Annotated in this window: 16 protein-coding genes and 1 pseudogene; 10 read left to right on the forward strand and 7 right to left on the reverse strand. The window is 70.6% G+C overall.

The window, feature by feature from the left end:
- Positions 1-81: 81 nt before the first annotated feature.
- From OHA55_RS21235 to OHA55_RS21280, 10 genes and pseudogenes are all read left to right on the forward strand, one after another.
- Positions 82-1,104 carry an ABC transporter permease gene (locus OHA55_RS21235; protein WP_266708634.1) on the forward strand — a complete coding sequence of 341 codons (1,023 nt, stop codon included), beginning with the start codon at positions 82-84 and terminating at the stop codon, positions 1,102-1,104.
- A 98-nt stretch (positions 1,105-1,202) separates the two neighbouring features.
- Positions 1,203-2,996 carry an ABC transporter substrate-binding protein gene (locus OHA55_RS21240; RefSeq protein WP_266708636.1) on the forward strand — a complete coding sequence of 598 codons (1,794 nt, stop codon included), beginning with the start codon at positions 1,203-1,205 and terminating at the stop codon, positions 2,994-2,996.
- A 113-nt stretch (positions 2,997-3,109) separates the two neighbouring features.
- On the forward strand, positions 3,110-4,087 hold the full coding sequence (locus OHA55_RS21245) for an ABC transporter permease (RefSeq protein ID WP_266708638.1): 978 nt from the start codon (positions 3,110-3,112) through the stop codon (positions 4,085-4,087).
- 10 nt (positions 4,088-4,097) lie between these two features.
- Positions 4,098-5,159 (forward strand): ABC transporter ATP-binding protein, encoded by a 1,062-nt coding sequence (locus tag OHA55_RS21250; RefSeq protein ID WP_266708640.1) that lies wholly within the window; start codon positions 4,098-4,100, stop codon positions 5,157-5,159.
- A gap of 24 nt (positions 5,160-5,183) precedes the next feature.
- Positions 5,184-6,308, forward strand: coding sequence for an ABC transporter ATP-binding protein (locus OHA55_RS21255; RefSeq protein ID WP_266708642.1), 1,125 nt, complete (start codon positions 5,184-5,186; stop codon positions 6,306-6,308).
- 246 nt (positions 6,309-6,554) lie between these two features.
- Complete coding sequence (locus OHA55_RS21260) at positions 6,555-8,189, forward strand: ABC transporter substrate-binding protein (RefSeq protein ID WP_266708645.1); 1,635 nt, start codon at positions 6,555-6,557, stop codon at positions 8,187-8,189.
- Between the two features lie 137 nt (positions 8,190-8,326).
- Positions 8,327-9,250, forward strand: a complete 924-nt coding sequence (locus OHA55_RS21265) for an ABC transporter permease (RefSeq protein WP_266708647.1) — start codon at positions 8,327-8,329, stop codon at positions 9,248-9,250.
- Complete coding sequence (locus tag OHA55_RS21270; RefSeq protein ID WP_266708649.1) at positions 9,243-10,217, forward strand: ABC transporter permease; 975 nt, start codon at positions 9,243-9,245, stop codon at positions 10,215-10,217. The genes OHA55_RS21265 and OHA55_RS21270 overlap by 8 nt, the downstream gene beginning before the upstream one ends.
- A 13-nt stretch (positions 10,218-10,230) precedes the next feature.
- Positions 10,231-11,205: pseudogene (locus OHA55_RS21275) on the forward strand (ABC transporter ATP-binding protein); the annotation flags it as partial.
- A gap of 103 nt (positions 11,206-11,308) precedes the next feature.
- A complete protein-coding gene (locus OHA55_RS21280) occupies positions 11,309-12,475 on the forward strand; it encodes a dipeptide ABC transporter ATP-binding protein (protein ID WP_323180483.1) in 1,167 nt (388 codons plus the stop codon).
- Between the two features lie 34 nt (positions 12,476-12,509).
- Here OHA55_RS21280 and OHA55_RS21285 read toward each other — a convergent pair whose 3' ends face one another.
- From OHA55_RS21285 to OHA55_RS21315, 7 genes are all read right to left on the reverse strand, one after another.
- Positions 12,510-13,688 (reverse strand): GNAT family N-acetyltransferase, encoded by a 1,179-nt coding sequence (locus tag OHA55_RS21285; protein ID WP_266708654.1) that lies wholly within the window; start codon positions 13,686-13,688, stop codon positions 12,510-12,512.
- On the reverse strand, positions 13,685-14,971 hold the full coding sequence (locus OHA55_RS21290) for an MFS transporter (RefSeq protein ID WP_266708656.1): 1,287 nt from the start codon (positions 14,969-14,971) through the stop codon (positions 13,685-13,687). Before OHA55_RS21290 ends, OHA55_RS21285 begins: the two co-directional genes overlap by 4 nt.
- Positions 14,972-14,974: 3 nt before the next feature.
- Positions 14,975-16,261: an ATP-grasp domain-containing protein gene (locus OHA55_RS21295; protein ID WP_266708658.1), complete on the reverse strand. Its 1,287-nt coding sequence runs from the start codon at positions 16,259-16,261 to the stop codon at positions 14,975-14,977.
- A gap of 20 nt (positions 16,262-16,281) precedes the next feature.
- Entirely contained in the window at positions 16,282-17,529 is a 1,248-nt protein-coding gene (locus OHA55_RS21300) for an ATP-grasp domain-containing protein (protein WP_266708660.1), read from the reverse strand.
- Between the two features lie 5 nt (positions 17,530-17,534).
- The gene (locus OHA55_RS21305) at positions 17,535-20,561 is read right to left on the reverse strand and encodes a condensation domain-containing protein (RefSeq protein WP_266708662.1); all 3,027 of its coding nucleotides are present in this window, start codon (positions 20,559-20,561) and stop codon (positions 17,535-17,537) included.
- Between the two features lie 145 nt (positions 20,562-20,706).
- Entirely contained in the window at positions 20,707-21,213 is a 507-nt protein-coding gene (locus OHA55_RS21310; protein ID WP_266708664.1) for a hypothetical protein, read from the reverse strand.
- A gap of 40 nt (positions 21,214-21,253) precedes the next feature.
- Positions 21,254-22,279, reverse strand: a complete 1,026-nt coding sequence (locus OHA55_RS21315) for a hypothetical protein (protein ID WP_266708666.1) — start codon at positions 22,277-22,279, stop codon at positions 21,254-21,256.
- Positions 22,280-22,385: the final 106 nt, after the last annotated feature.

A 22,385-nucleotide genomic window follows, 5' to 3' on the forward strand; every position in this document is an offset into this window, starting at 1 on the left:
CGGTTGACTCTTCGCATACTGCTGAAGAGGCGGCACGTGCGCGGGCCGGCGGCCATCAATTACATGTGAAACGGACGAATCATGACGAGTCCAACTGGGATTCAGGCCGAGGCCTCGGCTTCGGTTCTCGAGAAAGAGCCCGAGAAGCCGACCGGCCCCGCCAAGGTCGAGGGGCGCTCGCCGGGCCAGCTGATGTGGCGCCGCTTCAAGCGGGACAAGACCGGCATCGTGTCCGCGGTCGTGGTGATCGTGTTCTTCCTGGTGGCAGCTCTCGCCCCGGTGATCACCAAGCTGTACGGCAAGGACCCGTACACGCTCTACGGCCAGGACGACCCGAACCTGCTGGACATGTTCAACATGCCCTCCGGCGGTATGGGCGGCATGTCCCCCGAGCACTGGTTCGGCATCGAGCCGACGCTCGGCCGCGACGTCTTCGCCCAGCTGCTGTACGGCATGCGCACCTCGCTGTACACGGCGGTCGTCGCCACCGTGGCCATGGTGGTCATGGGCGTGCTGATCGGTCTCATCGGCGGGTACTTCGGCGGTAAGACCGACTACTGGATCGGCCGGGTCACCGACTTCTTCCTCGCGCTCCCGAGCCAGCTCTTCTTCGTCGCGGCGATGCCGGTCATCACGACCGTCTTCGTCGCCCCGGACGAGGAGACCCCGACGTACGTGCGCACCTGCGCCATCATCGCCGTGATGTGGCTGCTCGGCTGGATGGGCCTGGCCCGTCTGATCCGCGCCGTCACCCTCTCGCTCAGCGGACGCGAGTTCGTCGAGGCGGCCAAGGTCGCCGGAGCCTCCCCGTGGCGCATCATCCGCAAGGAGCTGCTGCCGAACCTCGTCACCCCGATCCTGGTGCAGTCCACGTACATGCTGCCCAGCACCATCCTCTCGGTCGCCTTTCTCTCCTTCGTCGGCGTCGGCTACGTCGAGCCGACGCCGGACTGGGGCCGGATGTTCTCCGTGGGCGCGAACGTCTACGAGCAGGACCCGGTCTACATGTTCTTCCCGGGTGTCGCCATGGTCGTCTTCGTTGTGGCGTTCAACCTCCTCGGGGACTCCGTACGGGACGCCTTCGACCCGAAGACGGGACGCTGATCCGAACCGCGGGGGAGCTGCCTCCCGGGCGCCGGCACCGACCGGACGTGCAGGGCAGCACAGTTGATCACTACTCACAGGCAGGTGGACTCGACTCCATGTCTATGCTCAAGAACCGTACGGCGAGAGCCGCACTGGTCGCGGTCGCGGCGGGCGCACTGACGCTCACCGCCTGCGGCGGCAACGACGACAACGCGGCCAAGGACAACAGCAAGACCAAGAAGGACGCGTCCTCGCAGTCCAACGCGGTCGTCCTCGGTACCGCCGCGGACTCCACCGGCCCGGCGGCCGAGGTCGCGGGCGCCCGCTCCGGCGGCACGGCCGAGGTCTACAACGACACCGACTTCTCGCACCTGGACCCGGGTCAGATCTACGTCAGCGACGGCGGTCTGCTCTCCCGTCTCATCTACCGCGGCCTGACGCAGTACAAGGAAGCCAACGGCAAGCTGACGGTCGTCGGCGACCTCGCCACCGACTCGGGCAAGGTCTCCGACGGCGGCAAGACCTGGACCTACACGCTGAAGGACGGCGTGAAGGACCAGAACGGCCACGTCATCGACTCGGCCGACATCCGTCACACCGTCGAGCGCCTGTACTCGACCAACATCACCGACGGTCCGGTCTTCCTGCAGCAGTGGCTGTCCGGTGCCGGCAACGCGTACCGCAAGGCGTACGAGGGCCCCTACAAGGGCAAGCACCTGCCGGACTCGGTGCTGGAGACCCCCGACGCGAAGACGGTCGTCTTCCACTTCGCGGCCGCCGAGCCGGACCTGCCGCAGGCGCTCGCCATGGCCGGTTACTCCGTCGTCCCCAAGGACACGGACACCCAGGCCAAGTACGACAGCGCCCCGGTCGCCGTGGGCCCGTACAAGATCGCCGAGTTCAAGCCGGGCAAGGGCATGAAGCTCGTCCGCAACACGAACTGGGACGCGAAGACCGACTCGGTCCGCCACCAGTACGTCGACGGCTTCAACATCGAGTACAACCACGACGACACGGACCAGACCAAGACGATCCTCGCCGACCGCGGTGCGGCGAAGAACGCGGTCATGTTCACCGGTCAGGTCGCCACCGAGCAGCTCAAGGCTGTCACCAGCGACAAGGCCGCCATGGCCCGCACGATCCAGGGCTACGCCCCGTACGTGTGGCAGATGAACTTCAACCTCGACCGCATGACGGACAAGAAGCTCCGTGACGCGATCACCCTGGCCCTGCCGGCCTCCGCGATCGCCAAGGCCGACGGTGGCGCGTACGGCGGCGAGGTCGCCAACAGCCTGATGTCGCCCACCACCCCGGGCTACGACGAGACCTTCGACCCGTTCGAGCGCAAGACCAAGGCGAACGGTGACCTGGCCAAGGCCAAGGCTCTCGTCAAGGAAGCCGGCGCCGAGGGCAAGAAGATCGTCTACGCCTACGGCAACACCCCGGTCCGTCAGCAGCAGGCGGTCCTGATCGCCAACGCGCTCGGCAAGATCGGCCTGGACGTCCAGAAGAAGGAGATCGACTCCGCCACCTGGTACGAGCGGGTCGGCAAGGTCGACAACGGCTACGACATCTACATGACCGGCTGGGGCCAGGACTGGCCGTCGGCGTCCACCGTCATCCCGCCGGTGTACAACGGCACCGCCATCCAGGACGGTTCGTCGAACTACTCGCACATCAACGACCCGCACGTGAACTCCGAGATCGAGCGGATCCTGAAGATCACGGACGTCGCCGAGGCCACCAAGGCCTGGGCCGCGCTCAACGAGTACATCTCCACGGAGATCAACCCGGCTGCCCCGGTCTACTACACCAAGGTGTTCCAGATCGCCGGCTCCAACATCGGCGGCCTGCGCTACTCGACGGTTCAGAGCTACACCGACGTGACGCAGATCTTCCTCAAGAAGTAGTCGGCAACAGCAGTTTCACGGGGGTGCGCGCGCGGCGGAGCGCGCGCCCCCCTCTGCCGGATCCGCCCCACCTCCCCCCTCTCGTCCCGCCGTCCTGAGAGCAGCCTCTTGCCATGCTTCGTTTCCTCTTGCGCCGGTCGCTCGGCGCGTGCCTGATCCTGGTCCTGATCAGCGCCTTCACCTTCTTCATGTTCTTCGCCATCCCGCAGGACCCGGCGATGCTGGCCTGTGGCAAGAACTGCACCCCGGACGCGCTGGCGATCATCCACACCAACCTCGGTCTCGACAAGCCGACGATCGTCCAGTACTGGATCTTCCTGTCCGGCATCTTCACGGGCCGTGACTTCTCCGTCGGCCACTGCTCGGCGCCCTGCTTCGGGGTCTCGTTCAACAACGGCCAGATGGTGTGGGACACGATCGTCGACCGTTTCCCGCTGACCCTCTCGCTCACCATCGGCGGGCTCATCGTCTTCCTCATCGTGGGTCTCGGCACCGGCCTCATCGCCGCCCGTTACCGCGGTACCTGGCTGGACAAGGTCGTCAGCTCCTTCTCGCTGGTGCTGAGTTCCTTCCAGATCTACTTCCTCGGCCCGATCGTGCTCGGTCTCTTCGTCTACAGCACCGGCTGGCTGGACAAGCCGAAGTACAACGACTTCAGCGACGGCGTGGGGCCCTGGTTCATGGGCCTGCTGATCCCCTGGGTCGTGATGTCCGTGATCTTCACGGCCAACTACACCCGTATGGCCCGCTCCACGATGATCGAGCAGCTCCAGGAGGAGCACGTCCGGGCGGCCAAGGCCAAGGGCATGAGCGGACGTTACGTCTTCATGCGGTACGCCTGGCGCGGATCGCTCATCCCGATCGTCACCATCCTCGGCATGGACATCGCGGCGCTCCTCGGCGGTGGCATGGTCACCGAGATCACCTTCGGTCTTCCCGGGATCGGCCGGCTGGCCATCGATTCCGTGACCAACAAGGACCTGCCGATGACCATGGGCGTCATGCTCGTCAGCGCGGCCTTCATCATTGTTCTGAACCTCGTCGTGGACGCCATGTACGCCGTGATCGACCCGCGCGTGCGGCTGTCCTAGGAGTAGCAACGTGACCACACTCACCAAGACCGAGGACGCGGCGGCCCCCACCGGGTCCGACTCCTTCCTCTCGGTACGCGATCTGCACGTCAAGTTCTCCACCGAGGACGGCGTCGTCAATGCGGTGAACGGGCTCTCCTTCGACCTGGAGCGCGGCAAGACGCTCGGCATCGTCGGCGAATCCGGTTCCGGCAAGTCGGTGACCAACCTGACGGTGCTGGGTCTCCACAACCCGAAGTCGACCACCGTCGAGGGCGACATCTTCCTCGACGGCGAGAACCTGACCCACGCGTCCGAGTCCACGCTCGAATCGCTGCGCGGCAACAAGATGTCGATGATCTTCCAGGACGCGCTCACCGCGCTCTCGCCGTACTACACGGTGGGCCGGCAGATCTCGGAGCCGTTCCGCAAGCACACCGGCGCCAGCAAGAAGGAGGCCCGGGACCGGGCCATCGAGATGCTGACCAAGGTGGGCATCCCGCAGCCCACGCTGCGGGTGGACGACTACCCGCACCAGTTCTCCGGCGGTATGCGCCAGCGCGCCATGATCGCCATGTCGCTGGTCTGCAACCCCGACCTGCTGATCGCCGACGAGCCGACGACCGCCCTGGACGTCACCGTCCAGGCGCAGATCCTCGACCTGCTCAAGGACCTCCAGCAGGAGTTCGGCTCCGCGATCATCATGATCACGCACGACCTGGGCGTCGTCGCCAACATGGCCGACGACCTGCTGGTGATGTACGCCGGCCGGGCCGTAGAGCGCGGTTCGGTGCGTGAGGTGCTCAAGTCGCCCCAGCACCCGTACACCTGGGGTCTGCTCGGCTCGATGCCGCGGCTGAGCTCCAGCGTCGACGAGCCCCTCATGCCGATCCCGGGTTCGCCGCCGTCCCTGCTCAACCCGCCGTCCGGCTGTGCCTTCCACCCCCGGTGCGCGTTCACCGGAGACGTCGGCGGGGACGCGTGCGTCTCCTCGCGTCCCGGTCTGCCGGACGGACGGGGTTCCGCCTGCCACCTGACGGCGGAACAGAAGCAGCAGGTGTTCATCGAGAAGATTCAGCCCCGGCTGGGCTGACCTACCAGCGACTGGGGCATCACCATGAGCGAGAACAACACCACTGACACGGCGGCCACCGGCACCGTGCCGAAGCAGCAGGGCAAGCAGGACAAGCGGGATGCGGCCTCCCCGCTGCTGGAGGTCCGCGACCTCAAGAAGCACTTCCCCATCAAGGGCGGCTTCCCGATCAAGCGGACCGTCGGCGCCGTCAAGGCGGTCGACGGCCTGTCCTTCGACGTCATGCCGGGCGAGTCCCTCGGCCTGGTCGGCGAGTCCGGCTGCGGCAAGTCGACCACCGGGCGGCTGCTGACCCGCCTGCTGGAGCCGACCTCGGGCACGGTCACGTACAAGGGCCAGGACATCAGCCACGCCTCGCGGCGCGAGATGATGCCCATCCGGTCCGAGATCCAGATGATCTTCCAGGACCCGTACGCCTCCCTGAACCCGAGGCAGACGGTCGGCAGCATCATCGGCGGCCCGATGGAGATCAACGGCATCAACCCGCCCGGTGGCCGCGAGGCCCGGGTGCGGGAGCTGCTGGAGATCGTCGGCCTGAACCCCGAGCACTACAACCGCTTCCCGCACGAGTTCTCGGGCGGCCAGCGGCAGCGCATCGGCGTGGCCCGCGCGGTCGCGCTGGAGCCGAAGCTGATCATCGCGGACGAGCCGGTCTCGGCCCTGGACGTCTCCATCCAGGCGCAGGTCATCAACCTGCTCCAGGAAGTCCAGCGCGAGATGGGCATCGCGTTCGTCTTCATCGCGCACGACCTCGCGATCGTCCGGCACTTCTCGCAGCGCGTCGCGGTGATGTACCTGGGCAAGATCATCGAGGTGGCCGACCGCGACTCGCTGTACGAGGCGCCCCGGCACCCGTACACGCACGCGCTGCTGTCCGCCGTACCGGACGCGGACATCGACGCCGACAAGCGCGAGCGCATCCGGCTGGAGGGTGACGTCCCGTCGCCCGTCAACCCGCCCTCGGGCTGCCGCTTCCGTACCCGGTGCTGGAAGGCCCAGGACAAGTGCGCCACCGAGGAGCCGCCGCTCGTGCAGCTCTCCGGCGACAAGCCCGGCCACCTCACGGCCTGCCACTTCCCGGAGGACCCGTCGGTCCACCGCGCGAAGGACATCGTGATGGACCCGGCGCTGGCGGCGCTGGAGGGCTAGCCGCTCCGGTTCCACCGGCCACGGCGATACAGGCGCCGGTTCGCGGTCTGCGACGACGGGCCCGTACTCAGGAGATCACTCCCGAGTACGGGCCCGTCGGCGTGTCCGGGGGAGACCGGGTTCCGCCGGGCGGGTGACGGGGCTTCGGACGAGCGTGCCCGTACGGGCCCTGCGGACATGCCATACCTAGATGAATGCGGTGATATAGGGCAGAGCTACTCATGGCATCTCAGGAGGAGGCACTTCATGCGCGGAGCCACACGGGCCAGGTGGACCGCATGCGCGGTGGCGGTCGCCCTGGCGGCGACGGCCTGCGGCGGGGGCGGGGACGGTGACAGCGGCGGGAGCGGCGCCGACGGAATCGTGAGCTCCTCCTGGGGCGACCCGCAGAACCCGCTGGAGCCCGCGAACACCAACGAGGTGCAGGGCGGCAAGGTCCTCGACATGGTCTTCCGCGGTCTCAAGCGGTACGACCCGAAGACCGGCGAGGCGAAGAACATGCTGGCCGACAAGATCGAGTCCAGCGACGCGACGAACTACACCATCACGGTCAAGGACGGCTGGACGTTCTCCAACGGAGAGAAGGTCACCGCGAAGTCCTTCGTGGACGCCTGGAACTACGGCGCCGCGCTGAAGAACAACCAGAAGAACGCCTACTTCTTCCAGTACATCGACGGCTACGACAAGGCCCACCCCGAGAGCGGCTCCGCCTCCGCGACCACCCTCTCGGGCCTGAAGACCACCGGTGACCTGACCTTCACGGTGAAGCTGTCGCAGAAGTTCTCGCTGTGGCCCGACACCCTCGGCTACGCGGCCTTCTCGCCGCTGCCCCAGAGCTTCTTCGACGACCACGACGCCTGGCTCTCCAAGCCCGTCGGCAACGGCCCGTACACCATCGACAGTTACGCCAAGGGCTCGTCGATGAACCTGCGCCGCTGGGACGACTACCCCGGCGACGACAAGGCGGAGAACGGCGGCATCGACCTCAAGGTCTACACCGACAACAACACCGCCTACACCGACCTGACCGCGGGCAACCTCGACCTCGTCGACGACGTCCCCGCCTCCCAGCTCGCCAACGTCCAGTCCGACCTCGGCGACCGCTACATCAACACCCCGGCCGGCATCATCCAGACCCTCGCCTTCCCCTTCTACGACAAGGAGTGGGACACCGAGAACGGCCGCAAGGTGCGCCAGGGGCTGTCGATGGCGATCAACCGCCAGCAGATCACCGACCAGATCTTCCACCAGACCCGGACCCCCGCCTCCGACTGGACCTCCCCGGTCCTCGGCGAGGAGGGCGGCTTCAAGAAGGGGCTGTGCGGCAAGGAGTGCGAGTACGACGCCGACGAGGCGAAGAAGATGATCAACGACGCCGGCGGCATCCCCGGGGGCCAGCTCAAGATCTCGTACAACGCGGACACCGGCTCCCACAAGGAGTGGGTCGACGCCGTCTGCAACAGCATCAACAAGGCGCTGGACAACAACCGCGCCTGCGTCGGCGGCCCCGTCGGCACCTTCGCCGACTTCCGCAACCAGGTCTCCCAGCAGAAGCTGACCGGCGCCTGGCGCGCGGGCTGGCAGATGGACTACCCGCTCATCCAGAACTTCCTCCAGCCGCTCTACTACACCAACGCCTCGTCCAACGACGGCAAGTGGAGCAACCAGGAGTTCGACGACCTCGTCGACAAGGCGAACGCCGAGACCGACAAGGCCACCGCGGTGAAGACCTTCCAGGACTCCGAGCAGGTGCTCGTCGAGCAGATGCCGGTCATCCCGCTCTGGTACCAGAACGGCAGCGCCGGCTACTCCGACCGCGTCTCGAACGTGGCGCTGAACGTCTTCAGCGTCCCCGTCTACAACGAGATCAAGGTCAAGTGACCCGCTGAAGCCGGGTGGCCGGTGCGGAGCACCCGCACCGGCCACCCGGCTCGGGCGGTTTCCGGCCGGCCCCGGTCCACCGGACACCGCCCGACCGCCCCGGCCCACGCTTCCGCCCCGACCCCCCGGAGCCCCACATGGGACGTTATGTGATCCGGCGGCTGCTGCAGATGATCCCGGTCTTCTTCGGCACCACGCTGCTGATCTTCCTCATGGTGAACGTGATGGGCGACCCCATCGCGGGCCTCTGCGGCGACCGCCAGTGCGACCCCGCCACCGCCGCCCAGCTGCGCTCCGAGTTCGGCCTCGACAAGCCGGTCTGGCAGCAGTACCTGACGTACATGGGCAACGTCTTCACCGGCGACTTCGGCACCGCGTTCAACGGGCAGAAGGTCACCGAGCTGATGGGCACCGCGTTCCCCATCACCATCCGGCTCACCATCGTCGCCATCGTCTTCGAGATCGTCATCGGCATCAGCCTCGGCGTCCTCACCGGCCTGAAGCGGGGCCGGCCCGTCGACACCACCGTGCTGATCCTGACCCTCGTCGTCATCTCCGTCCCGACCTTCGTCACCGGTCTGCTGCTCCAGCTGCTGCTCGGCGTGAAGTGGGGCATCATCAGCCCCTCCGTCTCCTCCGAGGCCCCGATCGACGAACTGATCGTCCCCGGACTCGTCCTCGCCTCGGTCTCGCTCGCCTACGTCGCCCGGCTCACCCGCTCCTCCATCGCGGAGAACGCCCGCGCCGACTACGTACGCACCGCCACCGCCAAGGGGCTGCCCCGGCGCCGGGTGATCGTGCGCCACCTGCTGCGCAACTCGCTGATCCCCGTCGTCACCTTCATCGGCACCGACGTCGGCGCGCTGATGGGCGGCGCCATCGTCACCGAGCGGATCTTCAACATCCACGGCGTCGGCTACCAGCTCTACCAGGGCATCCTGCGCCAGAACACCCAGACCGTCGTCGGGTTCGTCACCGTCCTGGTGCTCGTCTTCCTGGCGGCCAACCTGATCGTCGACCTCCTGTACGCCGTACTCGACCCGAGGATCCGCTATGCCTGAGCCGTATTCGCAGGACGGGGCGATCTCCCCGGCGGGAGCCGGCGGACCCATGGACCTCGCCCTGGAGGAAGGCGAGACCCTGGAGAGGCCGCCCGGCCCCGACGGCTCGGGTCCCTCCGAGAAACCCCGCAGCCTCTGGTCCGACGCCTGGCGCGACCTGCGGCGCAACCCGGTCTTCATCGTCTCCGGCCTGATCATCCTCTTCCTGGTGATCATCTCGATCTGGCCGTCCCTCATCGCGAGCGGCGACCCGCTCCAGGCCGACCTCGCCGACGCCCAGAAGGGCCGGGAGCCCGGCCACCCCTTCGGCTTCGACCCGCAGGGCCGCGACGTCTACACCCGCGTCGTGTACGGCGCCCGCACCTCCGTCACCATCGGCGTCTGCGCCACCCTCGGCGTCGGCATCCTCGGCAGCATCCTCGGCGGACTCGCCGGCTTCTTCGGCGGCGGCTGGGACGCGGTGCTCTCCCGCATCACCGACGTCTTCTTCGGCATCCCGGTGGTCCTCGGCGGCCTGGTCTTCCTCTCCGTCGTCACCAGCTCCACCGTCTGGCCCGTCGTCGGCTTCATCGTCCTGCTCGGCTGGCCGCAGATCGCCCGCATCGCCCGCGGCTCCGTGATCACCGCCAAACAGAACGACTACGTCCAGGCCGCCCGCGCGCTCGGCGCCTCCAACTCCCGGATGCTGCTCCGCCACGTCGCCCCGAACGCCATCGCCCCCGTCATCGTCGTGGCGACCATCGCGCTCGGTACGTACATCTCCCTGGAGGCGACCCTCTCCTACCTCGGTGTCGGCCTGAAGGAACCCGCCGTCTCCTGGGGCATCGACATCTCCGCCGCGTCCAACTACATCCGCAACGCACCGCACATGCTGCTCTGGCCCGCGGGAGCACTGGCGGTCACCGTGCTGTCGTTCATCATGCTCGGCGACGCGGTGCGCGACGCCCTCGACCCCAAGCTGCGCTGAGGAGTCCGCTGCCATGCTGCTGGAAGTGCGCGATCTGCACGTCGAGTTCCACACCCGGGACGGCGTCGCCAAGGCCGTCAACGGCGTCAACTACTCGGTGGCCGAGGGCGAGACGCTCGCCGTCCTCGGCGAGTCCGGCTCCGGCAAGTCGGTCACCGCACAGGCGATCATGGGCATCCTCGACATGCCGCCCGGGAAGATCAGCGGCGGCGAGGTCCTCTTCAAGGGCCAGGACCTGCTGAAGCTCAAGAAGGACGAACGGCGCAGGATCCGCGGCCAGGAGATGGCCATGATCTTCCAGGACGCGCTCTCCTCGCTCAATCCCGTACTGACCGTGGGCGACCAGCTCGGTGAGATGTTCCGGGTGCACCGGGGGATGTCCCGCAAGGACGCCCGGAAGAAGTCGATCGAGCTGATGGACCGGGTCCGCATTCCGGCGGCCAAGGAGCGGGTCGGCAACTACCCGCACCAGTTCTCCGGCGGCATGCGCCAGCGCATCATGATCGCCATGGCGATGGCGCTGGAACCCGCGCTGATCATCGCCGACGAACCCACCACCGCCCTCGACGTGACGGTCCAGGCCCAGGTCATGGAGCTGCTCGCGGAACTCCAGCAGGAGTACCGGATGGGCCTGATCCTCATCACCCACGACCTCGGCGTGGTGGCCGACGTCGCCGACAAGATCGCCGTGATGTACGCGGGCCGGATCGTCGAGACCGCCCCCGTCCACGAGATCTACAAGGCCCCCGCCCACCCGTACACCAAGGGCCTCCTCCAGTCGATCCCGCGCCTGGACCAGAAGGGCCAGGAGCTGTACGCGATCAAGGGGCTGCCCCCGAACCTGCTGCGCATCCCGCCCGGCTGCGCCTTCAACCCGCGCTGCCCGATGGCCCAGGACGTGTGCCGCACGGACGAGCCGCCGCTCTACGACGTGGCCGAACACCGCGCGAGCGCCTGCCACTTCTGGAAGGAGACGCTCGATGCACGCTGACCACCACGGGGGCCGCAAGGAGGCGCGCGAAGAGGGCGAGATCGCCTCCACCCTCCTCTCCGAGTCACGCCGTCTCTCCGCGTGGGCCGAAGGGGAGCCGATCCTGCGGGTCCGCGAACTCGTCAAGCACTACCCGCTCACCCAGGGCATCCTGATCAAGAAGCAGGTCGGCGCGGTCAAGGCCGTCGACGGGGTCACCTTCGACCTCTCGGCCGGCGAGACGCTCGGCATCGTGGGGGAGTCCGGCTGCGGGAAGTCCACCGTCGCCAAGATGCTGGTCCACCTCGAACGCCCCACCGCCGGCACCATCCAGTACAAGGGCGAGGACGTCACCAAGCTCTCCGGCCGGGCCCTGAAGGCGGTGCGCCGGAACATCCAGATGGTCTTCCAGGACCCCTACACCTCGCTCAACCCGCGCATGACGGTCGGCGACATCATCGGGGAGCCGTACGAGATCCATCCCGAGGTCGCCCCGAAGGGCAGCCGACGGCAGCGGGTCCAGGACCTGCTGGACGTGGTGGGGCTCAACCCCGAGTACATCAACCGCTACCCGCACCAGTTCTCCGGCGGCCAGCGCCAGCGCATCGGCATCGCCCGCGGCCTCGCGCTCAACCCCGAGATCATCGTCGCCGACGAACCCGTCTCCGCCCTCGACGTCTCCGTCCAGGCACAGGTCGTCAACCTGCTCGACCGCCTCCAGGCCGAGTTCAGCCTCAGCTTCGTCTTCATCGCCCACGACCTCTCGATCGTCCGGCACATCTCCGACCGGGTCGGGGTGATGTACCTCGGCCGGATCGTCGAGATCGGCACCGAGGAGCAGATCTACGACCACCCGACGCACCCCTACACCCAGGCGCTGCTCTCCGCCGTCCCGGTGCCCGACCCGGAGGCCCGCGAGCGCCGCGAGCGGATCATCCTGCACGGGGACGTGCCCTCGCCCGCCAACCCGCCCTCCGGCTGCCGCTTCCGCACCCGGTGCTGGAAGGCGCAGGAGCGGTGCGCGGTGGAGGAACCGCTGCTCGCCGTCCCGGAGGCGTTCAGGACGGTGGAGGGCCCGGCCCACCACGACTCCGCCTGCCACTTCGCCGAGGAGAAGCACGTGGTCGCGGTGGAGACCGACCGGGTGCTGCCGCCGGGCGCGGAGGGCGGCCCCGCCGAGGGCGCGGCCACCGGCGGGGGCAGCACGGAGGCGACTCCGGGCCCCGACGCGGCCCCGGCCGCGGGGGAGCCGGGCGGGGACCCCACCGAGCCGGGACCCCAGCCCTAGGATCTTTCGTTCGGGTCGGGCCGGGTCAGGGAGCTCAGCCGAGCGCGGCGCGCCCCGCGTCCGCCTCGGCGCGGAAGCGGGCCGCCTCGTGGGCGGGGAAGGCGCCCGCCAGGGCGTCCCGCCGGGCGGTGTGGTCCGCCTCGTCCTGCCCGGCCCCCGGGGCCAGCGCCCACAGGGGCCGTGCGCTCGCGCCCCGGCGGCACTTGGCCTCGTACGACTCCATGCCGAGCTCCAGGCGGGTCAGCCCGTGCTCGTGGCAGTGGCGCAGCGGTTCGTAGACGGCGAGTTGGGCGTACTCCGCCGCTCCCGGCAGCCGGTCGTAGTCGAACCCGACCACGCGGACGGCCAGTTGGCTTCCGTGGCGGTACGCGAGGCAGAAGCCGACCGGGCGTTCGTCGCCGGGGGCGAGGGCGAGGAAGACCACCGAGTCGGCCCCGAGGCGGTCGGCCTGCCTGCGCAGCAGCGAGGTCATCTGCTCCGGGCCGTGCGCGTGGCCGTACCGCTGCTGGACGTTGGCGAGGAGCGGGCCGAGCACGTCGGTGTGCGGGGCCAGCGTGGTGCGGACGATCCGCAGCCCGCTCTCCTCGAACGCCCGCAGTTCGCGACGGGCGTTGGTGCGGCGCTGCTTGGTCGCCAGCCCCGCCACATGGGCGTCCAGACCGCCCTCGGTCACGTCGATCGAGCAGTCGGCGCCCAGCAGATGGGCGCCGGGCGAAGGCGCGGCGCCGGACGCGGCGAGCGCCGCGCGGACCGTCGTGGCGTCCGAGGTGGTCAGGTAGGGCCACCACCACCGTCCGCCCGCCTCGGGCCGCCACGCCGCCGCCGCGTCGAGGAGCGCGCCCAGGGCCTCGCCCGACTCCCGTTCACCGGCCGACGGGTCCAGCGCCGGGCCGGACAGATAGCCGCGCCGGCCACCCAGGAGGAGCGCGCCCGGGGCGGTCGCCGGGAGCACGGACGGCAGCACCTCGGCGGGGACGTACCGCTCGTTGTTCTCGCGCGGCGACCAGTGGGCGGTGAGTGCGGCGACCGGGCCCCGGGGCGTACGCGCCACCAGGTAGCGGGCCTCGGCGATCTTGTCGGTGTCGCTGAACTCCAGCCAGGGGGCGCCCGTGTAGAACGAACCGGTGGCGGCGAGCCGGTCCCAGTCGTCGAGCAGCGAGGGCGCCTCGGCGCCGAGCACCGTGAGGCCGGCCGGGTTCATGGTGATCGTCATCCTGTCGTGGAGGGGACGGAAGGGGCCGGGGCGGCGGGCCGCCGCTCCAGCAGGGGCACGGTGACGCCCGCCAGCACGGCGAGCCCGGCGAAGAACGCGGCGAGCAGCAGCCAGCCCGGCCCGCCGAGGGCCAGCACCACACCGGTGATCAGCAGCGGACCGGCCATGTCCTGCACGGAGGTGCCGAGACTGAAGACCGCGAGGTAGAGGTTCTTCCGCTCCTCGGGGGCGTAGGCGTAACTGAGTTCCCAGCCGCCCGCCGCCTGCCACAGCTCCCCGCCGGTCAGCAGAGCGCAGGCCAGCAGCACGGCCACCACCGCCACCGAGGACGGGGCGCCGACCGGTACGGCGAGCAGGGCCGCGCACCCCGCGAGCGCGAGACCGGCCCGGCGCAGCGCCCGGGCCCCGGCGCGGGCACCGGACACGTCGCGGGCGAAGGGGACTTGGAGCAGCACGGCCAGCACGGTGTTGACGAGGATCAGCGCCGGCACGAGCGCGTCGGGGGCCCCGTCGTGCTCGGTGACCCAGAGCGGCAGCCCGACGGCGAGCAGCGTCATGTGCAGCGTCAGGCCCGAGTTGAGGGCCGTCAGGCAGAGGTAGCGCCAGTCGCCGAAGGCGCGGACGGCCGCCAGCGGATTGCGGAAGGCGGCGGCCTTGACCGGGCGGGGGGTGCGCAGACCGGCGAGCAGCAGGGCGGAGACGACGAACGCCGCCGCGTTGCCGATCAGGATGGACCGGCTGAGCCAGTGGCCGTCGGCGAGCAGCAGCGGGGTGGCGGCCAGCGCGCCCAGCGAGAAGCCGATGTTGCGCACGGTGCGCACCACCGCCATGGTGCGGGTCCGGTCGCTCTCCTCGGTGACGCTGCCGATGAGCGCCTGGGTGACGGGCCCGGTGGCGTTCTGCGCCGCCGCCTGGCACGAGGCGACCACGGTGAAGGCCAACGGCCCGTGGACGAAGGCGAGGGCCACGAAGCACAGGGCCCGCCAGAGCAGCGCGCCGACGAGGGTGGGCTGCGCGCCGAGGCGGTCGGCGAGGGCGCCGATCGGCACGGTCGCGGCGAGCCCGGCGAACGCGGCGATGCCGAGCCCCGCCCCCAGTTCCACCCTGGTCAGACCTGCCTCGCGCACGAAGAAGACGGTCGACCCGGCCAGGAAGAGCCCCGTGCCGAAGGCGCTCATCAGGGTGGAGAGGGCGAAGACCCGCCCTGCCCGGGTGCCGGGGAGGTAGTCCCGCAGGGTGATGCGGCGGCGGGCCGCCGTCCGTGACGCGTCGGGAGTCTCCACCGGTCACCCGCCCCCGTGCGGCCGGGGCCCGGCGGTGAGGGTGACCAGCGCGGCGGCCTCCTCGGCGGTACGGGCCGCCTCGGCCGCCGTGCCGCCGGTGGCGATGGCGTACCCGGCGCGCTGCCACGAGTTGGTGACGGCGCCGACGGCCGCGCCGGGTGCCACGGCGAGTACGAGTTCCTCCACGCCGGGCAGGGCGCCCGCGCGGTCGGCTCCCGTGACGGCGGTGACCACGGCGTCCTCGCAGGGCGCGGCCGGCAGCGGCAGGAAGGCGACGGCGGCGCCCCGTACCGCCGGCCGCGCGGGCACCGGGCCCTCGCCCGCCATCAGTGCGAAGAGGTCGCGGAGGATGCCGTCGCCCCCGTAGGCGAGGTCGATCAGGGTGTGGATGCGGTCGCCCGGGAGCCGCCCGGCGCACTCGATGAGGTGCGGGCGGCCCCGGGTGAGGACCCACTCCGCGTGCAGGATGCCCGTGCCGAACCGCAAGGCGCTCACCAGCTGGTCCATCGCGGTCCGCAGGGCCCCGTCGCTGCCGGTCTCCGGAGCGGGCACGGTGTGGCCGAGCTCGACCGGGTAGCGGCCCGGCAGCACCTTCTTGGCGGTGATGTTGAGGAAGCCGGTCCTGCCCTCGTGGACGAGTGCCTCCACGCTGACCTCGGGACCGTACAGCCGCTCTTCCACGGCGTAGCGGGCCGGTTCGCGGCCGGGGGCGCGGAGGTTGGGCTCGTCGGCGGTGACGGTGTGGCGCCACGCCTCGGCGAGGTCGTCCTCCGGGCCGAGGAGCACCACGCCCAGGCTGGCCTGCCGGTTGGCGGGTTTGAGGACGCAACTGCCGCCGTGTCCGGCCCGGAACGTCTCCACCCGCCGCGGCCCGGTGGCCTCCGTCCAGGCGGGCTGGTCGATGCCGTGCGCGGCGGCCACCTCGCGCAGCTCCAGCTTGTCGCGCAGCACGCGGGCCGCGTAGGGGCCCGCGCCGGGCAGGCCCCACACCTCCGCGAGGGCCGCCGCGGCGACCACTCCGTACTCGACGGCGGGCAGCACCGCGCGCACGGCGGGCGGGCGCCCGACCTCCGCCGCGAGCTTCCCGGCGTTCGTCTCGTCCTGGGTGGCGGCCGGCCGGACCTCCGCGACGCAGGCGTGGCGCGCCGCCGCGGTGTGCACGTCCCGGGCGGCGATGACGTGCGGCTCCTCCAGGATCAGCACGGACGCCTCGGGGAGGAACCGGTCGAGTTCGGTCATGACGAGCGCGCTGTAACCCACGAGGACATGGGTGACGTGGGGGGAGGGCACGGTGGCTCCTTGCGTGGTGGTCATCCGGCGGCGGGGACGGGCGCGGTCCGGATCGTGTAGAGCTCGCGGACGGCCGCGAGCCGCTCCCGGACCTGTTCCTCGGTGTCCGCCGTCAGATGGACGAAGCCGGCCCCCGACGCGGAGTAGATGTGGCCCGAGATCACGTCGCCGACGCGGCTGAGCAGGTCGACGCGGGCGACACCGGGCAGCGCCGCGAGCTCGTCCCCGCCGGTCATCTCCGTGATCTCGCCCTGCCGCAGGGCGAGCCCGCAGTGCCCGAACCACGGCACCCCGTCGTGCTTGCCGGCGACGTCCTCCCAGCCGGTGTCCTCCGGGAGCGGTGGCAGGCCGAGGGAGGTCCGCACGCACACGTCGAACATGTCGACGCCGTGGCGCTGCTGGATGGCCGCCGGAATGCCGCCGCCGCCGGGGCGGCACGCGATCTCCGAGACCCGGAAGCCGTCGGGGGTCGCGAAGACCTCCAGGTGCGTCACGCCCGAGCGCAGCCCGAGCGCGGCGACGGTCCGCGCGTGCAGGGCGGCGATCGCCTCGTGGTCGGGGTGGTCGAGCGGCAGCTGGTACGAGCCGTACGGGTCGCCCTGGCCGATGCGGCCCAGTACGGGTTCCAGGTAGCGGGAGGTGACGACGAATCGGATCCGGCCGTCCTCCACCACTCCGTCCACGTGGTACTCGGCGAGGATCTCGGCCTCGCGCTCCACCACGACGGTGGGCAGCCGCGGGCCGGGGCTGCCGCCCTCGGACAGCCACCGGTCCACCTCGCCCGGCCCGGAGACGACGGCGACGCCCTTGCAGCCACCGCCGTGCGCGGGCTTGACGACGACGGGCCAGCCGAGCTCCGCCGCCCGCTGGTGCACCTGCTCGTCGCTGTGCGCCCCCGCGAACGGGACCATCGGCAGCCCGGCACGGGAGAGCAGGGTCTTCATGACGTACTTGTCGGTGAACCCGGCGACGGTGTCGTGCCCGGGACCGGGCAGCCCGAAGGCGGTACGGACGTACCCGGCGGCCGGCAGCCCGACCTCGTACGGGGCGAGGATTCCGTCGACCGGGCCATGCCGGAGAATCCGCCAGGCCGCGCCGAGGACCTGCTCCACGTCGTGGATGTCGTCGACGGTCTCCACGGTCACATGGCCGGGGTAGCGGGCCGTGTGGCCGGTCTCGGTGATCACACTGAGCCGGTCGATCAGCGGGTGGGCGAGCAGACGGGGCGAGGGGGTTCGGGCCCCGGAGCAGATCATGACTGCGTGCATGGCGGTCAGCCCTCCTTGAGGCCGGAGCGGAGGTGGGCGAGGAAGACGCCGGCCAGCTCTTCGAGCCGTTCCGGGCTCAACAGGCCCTGTCGGGTGTCGAATTCGAGGGCGATCATGTCGCCCGCCCGCTTGAGGTAGCCCATCAGGTCGAACTTCACCTCGCAGCCGAGGTCCCGGTGGGCGGGCGCGCGCAGGGTCGCCGCCTGGTCGGCGGGCACCTCCACGAGGGAGAGGAACACCGTGGTCAGCGGGAAGCGGTCGTCGTCGGTGACGGCGCCGATGTCCGCCATGAGCTGGTCGTACTGGTAGTCCTGGTGCTCCATGGCGAGCACCGTGCGCTCCTGGAGCGCGGCGACCAGCGCGGCGAAGTCCCCGGTCTCGCCCAGGCGGTGGCGGATGCCCACCAGGGAGATGAAGTTGCCGATGAGCTCCTGGAACTCCGGCCGGGTGCGCCCGGCGGCCGGGGTGCCGATCACCAGGTCCTCGCGGCCGAAGAGGTCGTGGCACATCAGGGTGTACGCGGCGAAGTACACGGAGAACGGGGTGGTCCCGTGCGTCCGGCAGAACGCGGCCACCTCGGACCGCAGTTCGTCGGGGACCGGGAACTGGTGGGCGATGCCGCGCGCCGGTTCCGCCGCGCCCTCCAGGAGCGGCAGCAAAGGACGCTCGTACGGCCGGCCGAACACGCCCTGCCAGTACGGGCGATGGGCCTCGGCGGTGCGCTCGGCGGAGCCGGGGGCGGCGCGCCAGGCGATGTAGTCCCGGTAACCGATGGGGAGGTGCGGGAGCCGCTCCGGCTCGCCGGCGAGCAGGTGGGTCAGCTCCTGGTGCAGCAGGCGCTGGCTGTAACCGTCCGAAACCATGTGGTGGACGGTCCACAGCAGCGTCGAGCGGCCGGTGTGGTGCCGCAGCAGCCGGGTCCGGAAGAGCGGGGCGCGGGTGATGTCGATCGGGGTGTTGGCACCGGCGATCCGCAGCTCCTGCATCCGGACGTCCTGCTCGTCCTCGGGGAGCCCGCGCAGGTCGTCGGTCTCCACCTCCACGCGCACGTCCTCCACCGCCAGGAAGTGCTGCCGCAGCCCGGCGTCGTCCGGGGAACCCCCCGACTCCTCGGTGAAGTACGCCCGCAGGCTGTCGTGCCGGGTCAGCACCGTGCGCAGGGCGCTCTCGACCGCCTCGGCGTCCACCCCGTCGGGGAGCGCGAAGAGGGCGGGCATGTTGCTCCACGAGCGGTTGACGCGGGGCAGGTAGACGTTGCGGTAGCGGCGCTGCTGCGGCGAGAGTCCGGTGGTGGCGGGCCGCTCGCCGTGCGGGATGCCGTCCTGGGTGTCCGGCTCGCGGTCGCGGAGCACCCCGGCGATGGCGGCGGGCGTCCGCAGGGCGTAGATCTCGCTCATCTCGATCCGCCGGCCGGTGGCCGAGAGCAGGCGGACGGCGAGTTCGGCGGAGTCCAGCGAGGTGCCGCCCCAGTCGAAGAAGTCGGAGTCGCTCCGGTCCGGCGCGTCCGGCAGCACGTGCCGGAAGACGTCCACGACGGTACGGGTGAAGGGGTCGGCCGCCCGTCCGTCCTCGGGGCCGCCGTCCGCGCCGTCGCCCGGTCCGGCCGCGAAGGGGTCGGGGAGCGCGGCACGCTCCACCTTGCCGTTGGCGCTCAGCGGGAGCCGGTCGAGGCGGCGCAGTACGGACGGCACGTGCGCGGCGGGCAGCCGGGTGCCGGACCAGCGGCGGATCTCGTCCTCGGGCGCGTCCTCGGCGGCGGCCTCGTAGTAGCCGACGAGCCGCACCGATCCGTCCTCGCGCGGGCGGGCCACCACGACGGCGTTGCGCACGGCGGGGTGCTCGCGCAGCAGGGCGGCGATGCCCTCCGGCTCGACCCGGTTCCCGTCGATCTTCACCTGGAAGTCGGAGCGGCCGCGCAGGTGGAGCGCCCCGTCCTCGTCCAGCTCGCCGAGGTCCCCGGTCCGGTACCAGGCGCGGGGTGCCTCGTCCTCGGCCGCGGCGGCGGTGACGAAGCGGGCGCGCTGCTCGTCCGGGGCGCCGAGGTAGCCGTCGGTGGCGTGCGGGGTACCGATCCACACCTCGCCGTCCACCAGCCTGAACTCGGTCTCCGGGAGCGGCGCCCCGACCGGCTGGACCCCGGGCGCGGGGACGGTCACGTCGTGCCAGAACTTGGCGAGCGTCGTCTCGGACGGCCCGTACAGGTTGAGCACCCTGGTGTCCGCGAAGTGCTCCAGCCAGCCGGTCACGGCCGCCCCGGGCAGCGGCTCGCCCGCGAAGAAGGTCAGGCGCAGCGCGCCGCCGGGTGCGGCGGACGCGGTGGACGTCCAGCGTGCGGCCAGCGAGGGCACGGTGTGGACCACGCTGATCCGCGCGCCGCGCAGCCAGCCGACGATCCCGTCCCGGCCGGTCGCCGCACCGGCGGGCGGCACGCAGACGGTGGCGCCGGAGACGAGCGGGGTGAAGAGGTCGCGGAGCACCACGTCGAAGGAGAGCCCGGTGAGCTGCGCGAAGCGGTCGCCCTCCACGATCCCGAAGATGTCCCGCTGCCAGCCGACGAAGTGGGCGACGCCGGACCAGCGTCCGAGGACCGCCTTGGGCGTGGACGTGGTGCCGGAGGTGAAGAAGACGTAACCGGGGGAGGGGGCGGCGGAGTCCTCGCCCGCGTTCTCGTCGGAGCGCTCCTCGGGGGCGAGCGGCTCGGCCGTCACCCGGCCGCCGGCGGTGGCGGTGAGGCGCAGTACGGCACCCGCCGCGGCGGTCATCGCGGCGCGGCGCGCGGCGGGCAGCTCCGGATCGATCAGCACCAGGCGCACGTCGGCGAGGACGGTGGCCAGGACCGCGGCGACCAGGGCGGGTCCCCGCTCCCCGGTGACGGCGACGCAGCGGGCGTCCGCGGCGGTGATGCCGGCGGCGATCTCCCGTGCGCGGACGAGCAGTTCCTCGTAGGTGAGCGCGTGTTCGGCGCCCTCCACCGCGACGGCTCCCGGGCGGAGCCGGGCGCTCTCTTCGACCATGGCGGCCAGCGTCGGCATGACTGTCACTCTCTGTTGGCGTTCTGAAGTCCGTCGAAGGAGGGAGTCCGTCGTCGGGGGGAATCCGTCATGGAGGGGCGCGCGAACGCCGTGGCGCGCGAACGCCGTGCGGCACGCGCGCGGAGCCTCTGCCGGACGGCACGCGTCACCCGTGGTTCCGGGGCATGTCCGTGAGGGGCACCCGGTGAGGTGCCGCTTCCCTCGTCCGACGCCGCTGTCGGTGGTGGAGCCGGCAACTCGTGATCTCGGCCCACCAGTCCGTACGGTCCGCGCCCCCGTCCCGTGCGTAGGCCGAGACCAGGCCGGTGAAGGCCCGTGCGCAGTCGCTCGCCGCGGCGGGACCGTCCACCCAGACAACCACGTCGGCCCGCCGGAGGATAGTCCTGACCAGCAGTTCCCCCGGTCCGGGTAACGCTCCGAGGTGGAGTGGGTGTTCGTCCGGGAGGAGCGGGGCCGCCCGCCCCAGGGTCATGACCGGCAGTACCTCCGCGACCACCAGTGCCAGCAGGGCCCGGACGGCCACCGGGTCCGCGACCGGCCGCGGCCCGAGGGCGATCAGCGGCCGGCGCGCGTCCCGGAGTCCGAGGACGGCCGCGCCGGCCGGGAGTACGGCCCGTTCCCCCGCCGTGCCGTGCAGCCGCGACGCGCACACGCAGGTCCCGTCGGGCCGGCACGGCGGGGCCGGTCTCACGTCAGCCGTTCACGAGGTGACTGGTGCCGGGCATGAAGTGCTGCTCGTGCGGGGCCAGATCGTCCACGTTCACCGTCTTCAGGATCCAACGGGTGCGCAGGTCGTCGGGCCTGCGTACCTCCAGCACCTCCTTGGCGTGCACGGTGTGGTTGTTGTACGTGATGACGAAGTCGCCGGGCTCGACGAACACCCGCTGCTTCAGGGCGTGCAGGACCGCCGACACCTTCGGGACGATCGCGATGGCCTCCTCGGTGAGGCCGCGCGTGCGGTTCTCGAAGTAGCGCAGGTCGTCCTCGCCGCCGATGATCGGGTGCTTGTCCGCCTCGCCGAGTTCGAGGCTGCCGCCCATGACGGTGAGGTCGTCGAAGGGCGTGTAGAACTGCGGGCTGCGCAGCAGTTCGAGCTCCGCCTCGTCGAACGCGGCGATCACGTCGATGTTCCGGACGAAGGAGGTGTACACCTCGTTCTCCGGGTTGCTCCGCATGCCCACCATGTAGACCTCGTCCGGGCGGACGAAGTGGTTGGCGAGGTCCTTGTGGAAGTGGATCTGGTTGAGCGCCTTCTGCGACTGGCTCGACTGCATCGAACGCTTGGGGTAGATGTCCTGGAAGACATCGCCGTCGTTGACGTTCAGATAGCCGATGGCGGGCGTGGCCGCGAGCTGCGCGAAGAGCGCGAGGAAACCCTCGGCGACGAACGTCTTCTTCAGCTCGTACTTGGACTTGACCGGCTCGTCGAAGTCAAAGACCGGCACGTCACGGTCGTACGGCACGTTCTTGAAGACCACGACCGGCTCCGCCTTGCGGTCCCGGGTGGCGAGGGTGTCCACGTAGGTGCGGAAGCGCTGGGGGACGACTCCGTCGGCGATCAGCCGGTTGATCTGGAAGAGGTGCGCCTCGTAGAGCCGGTACGGGTTGGCCGTCACCGTGCTCAGGGCGTCGACGAGGGCCGCGTGCTCCTCGTCGGTGAAGGTGAACTCGGGACTGATCCGCCAGGTGGTGGATACGTCGGTGAGTGCGGTGGTCATGGGGGATTCCTCCGGTCGTTGCTCTCCTGCCGGGCGATCGGCACGGACTCTGGCAGAGGAGGCGGACCGGCCGGGACCGCCCGGCCAGTGGCAGGAAGGTGCCGAC

The sequence above is a fragment of the Streptomyces sp. NBC_00102 genome, assembly GCF_026343115.1.
Lineage (GTDB): Bacteria > Actinomycetota > Actinomycetes > Streptomycetales > Streptomycetaceae > Streptomyces.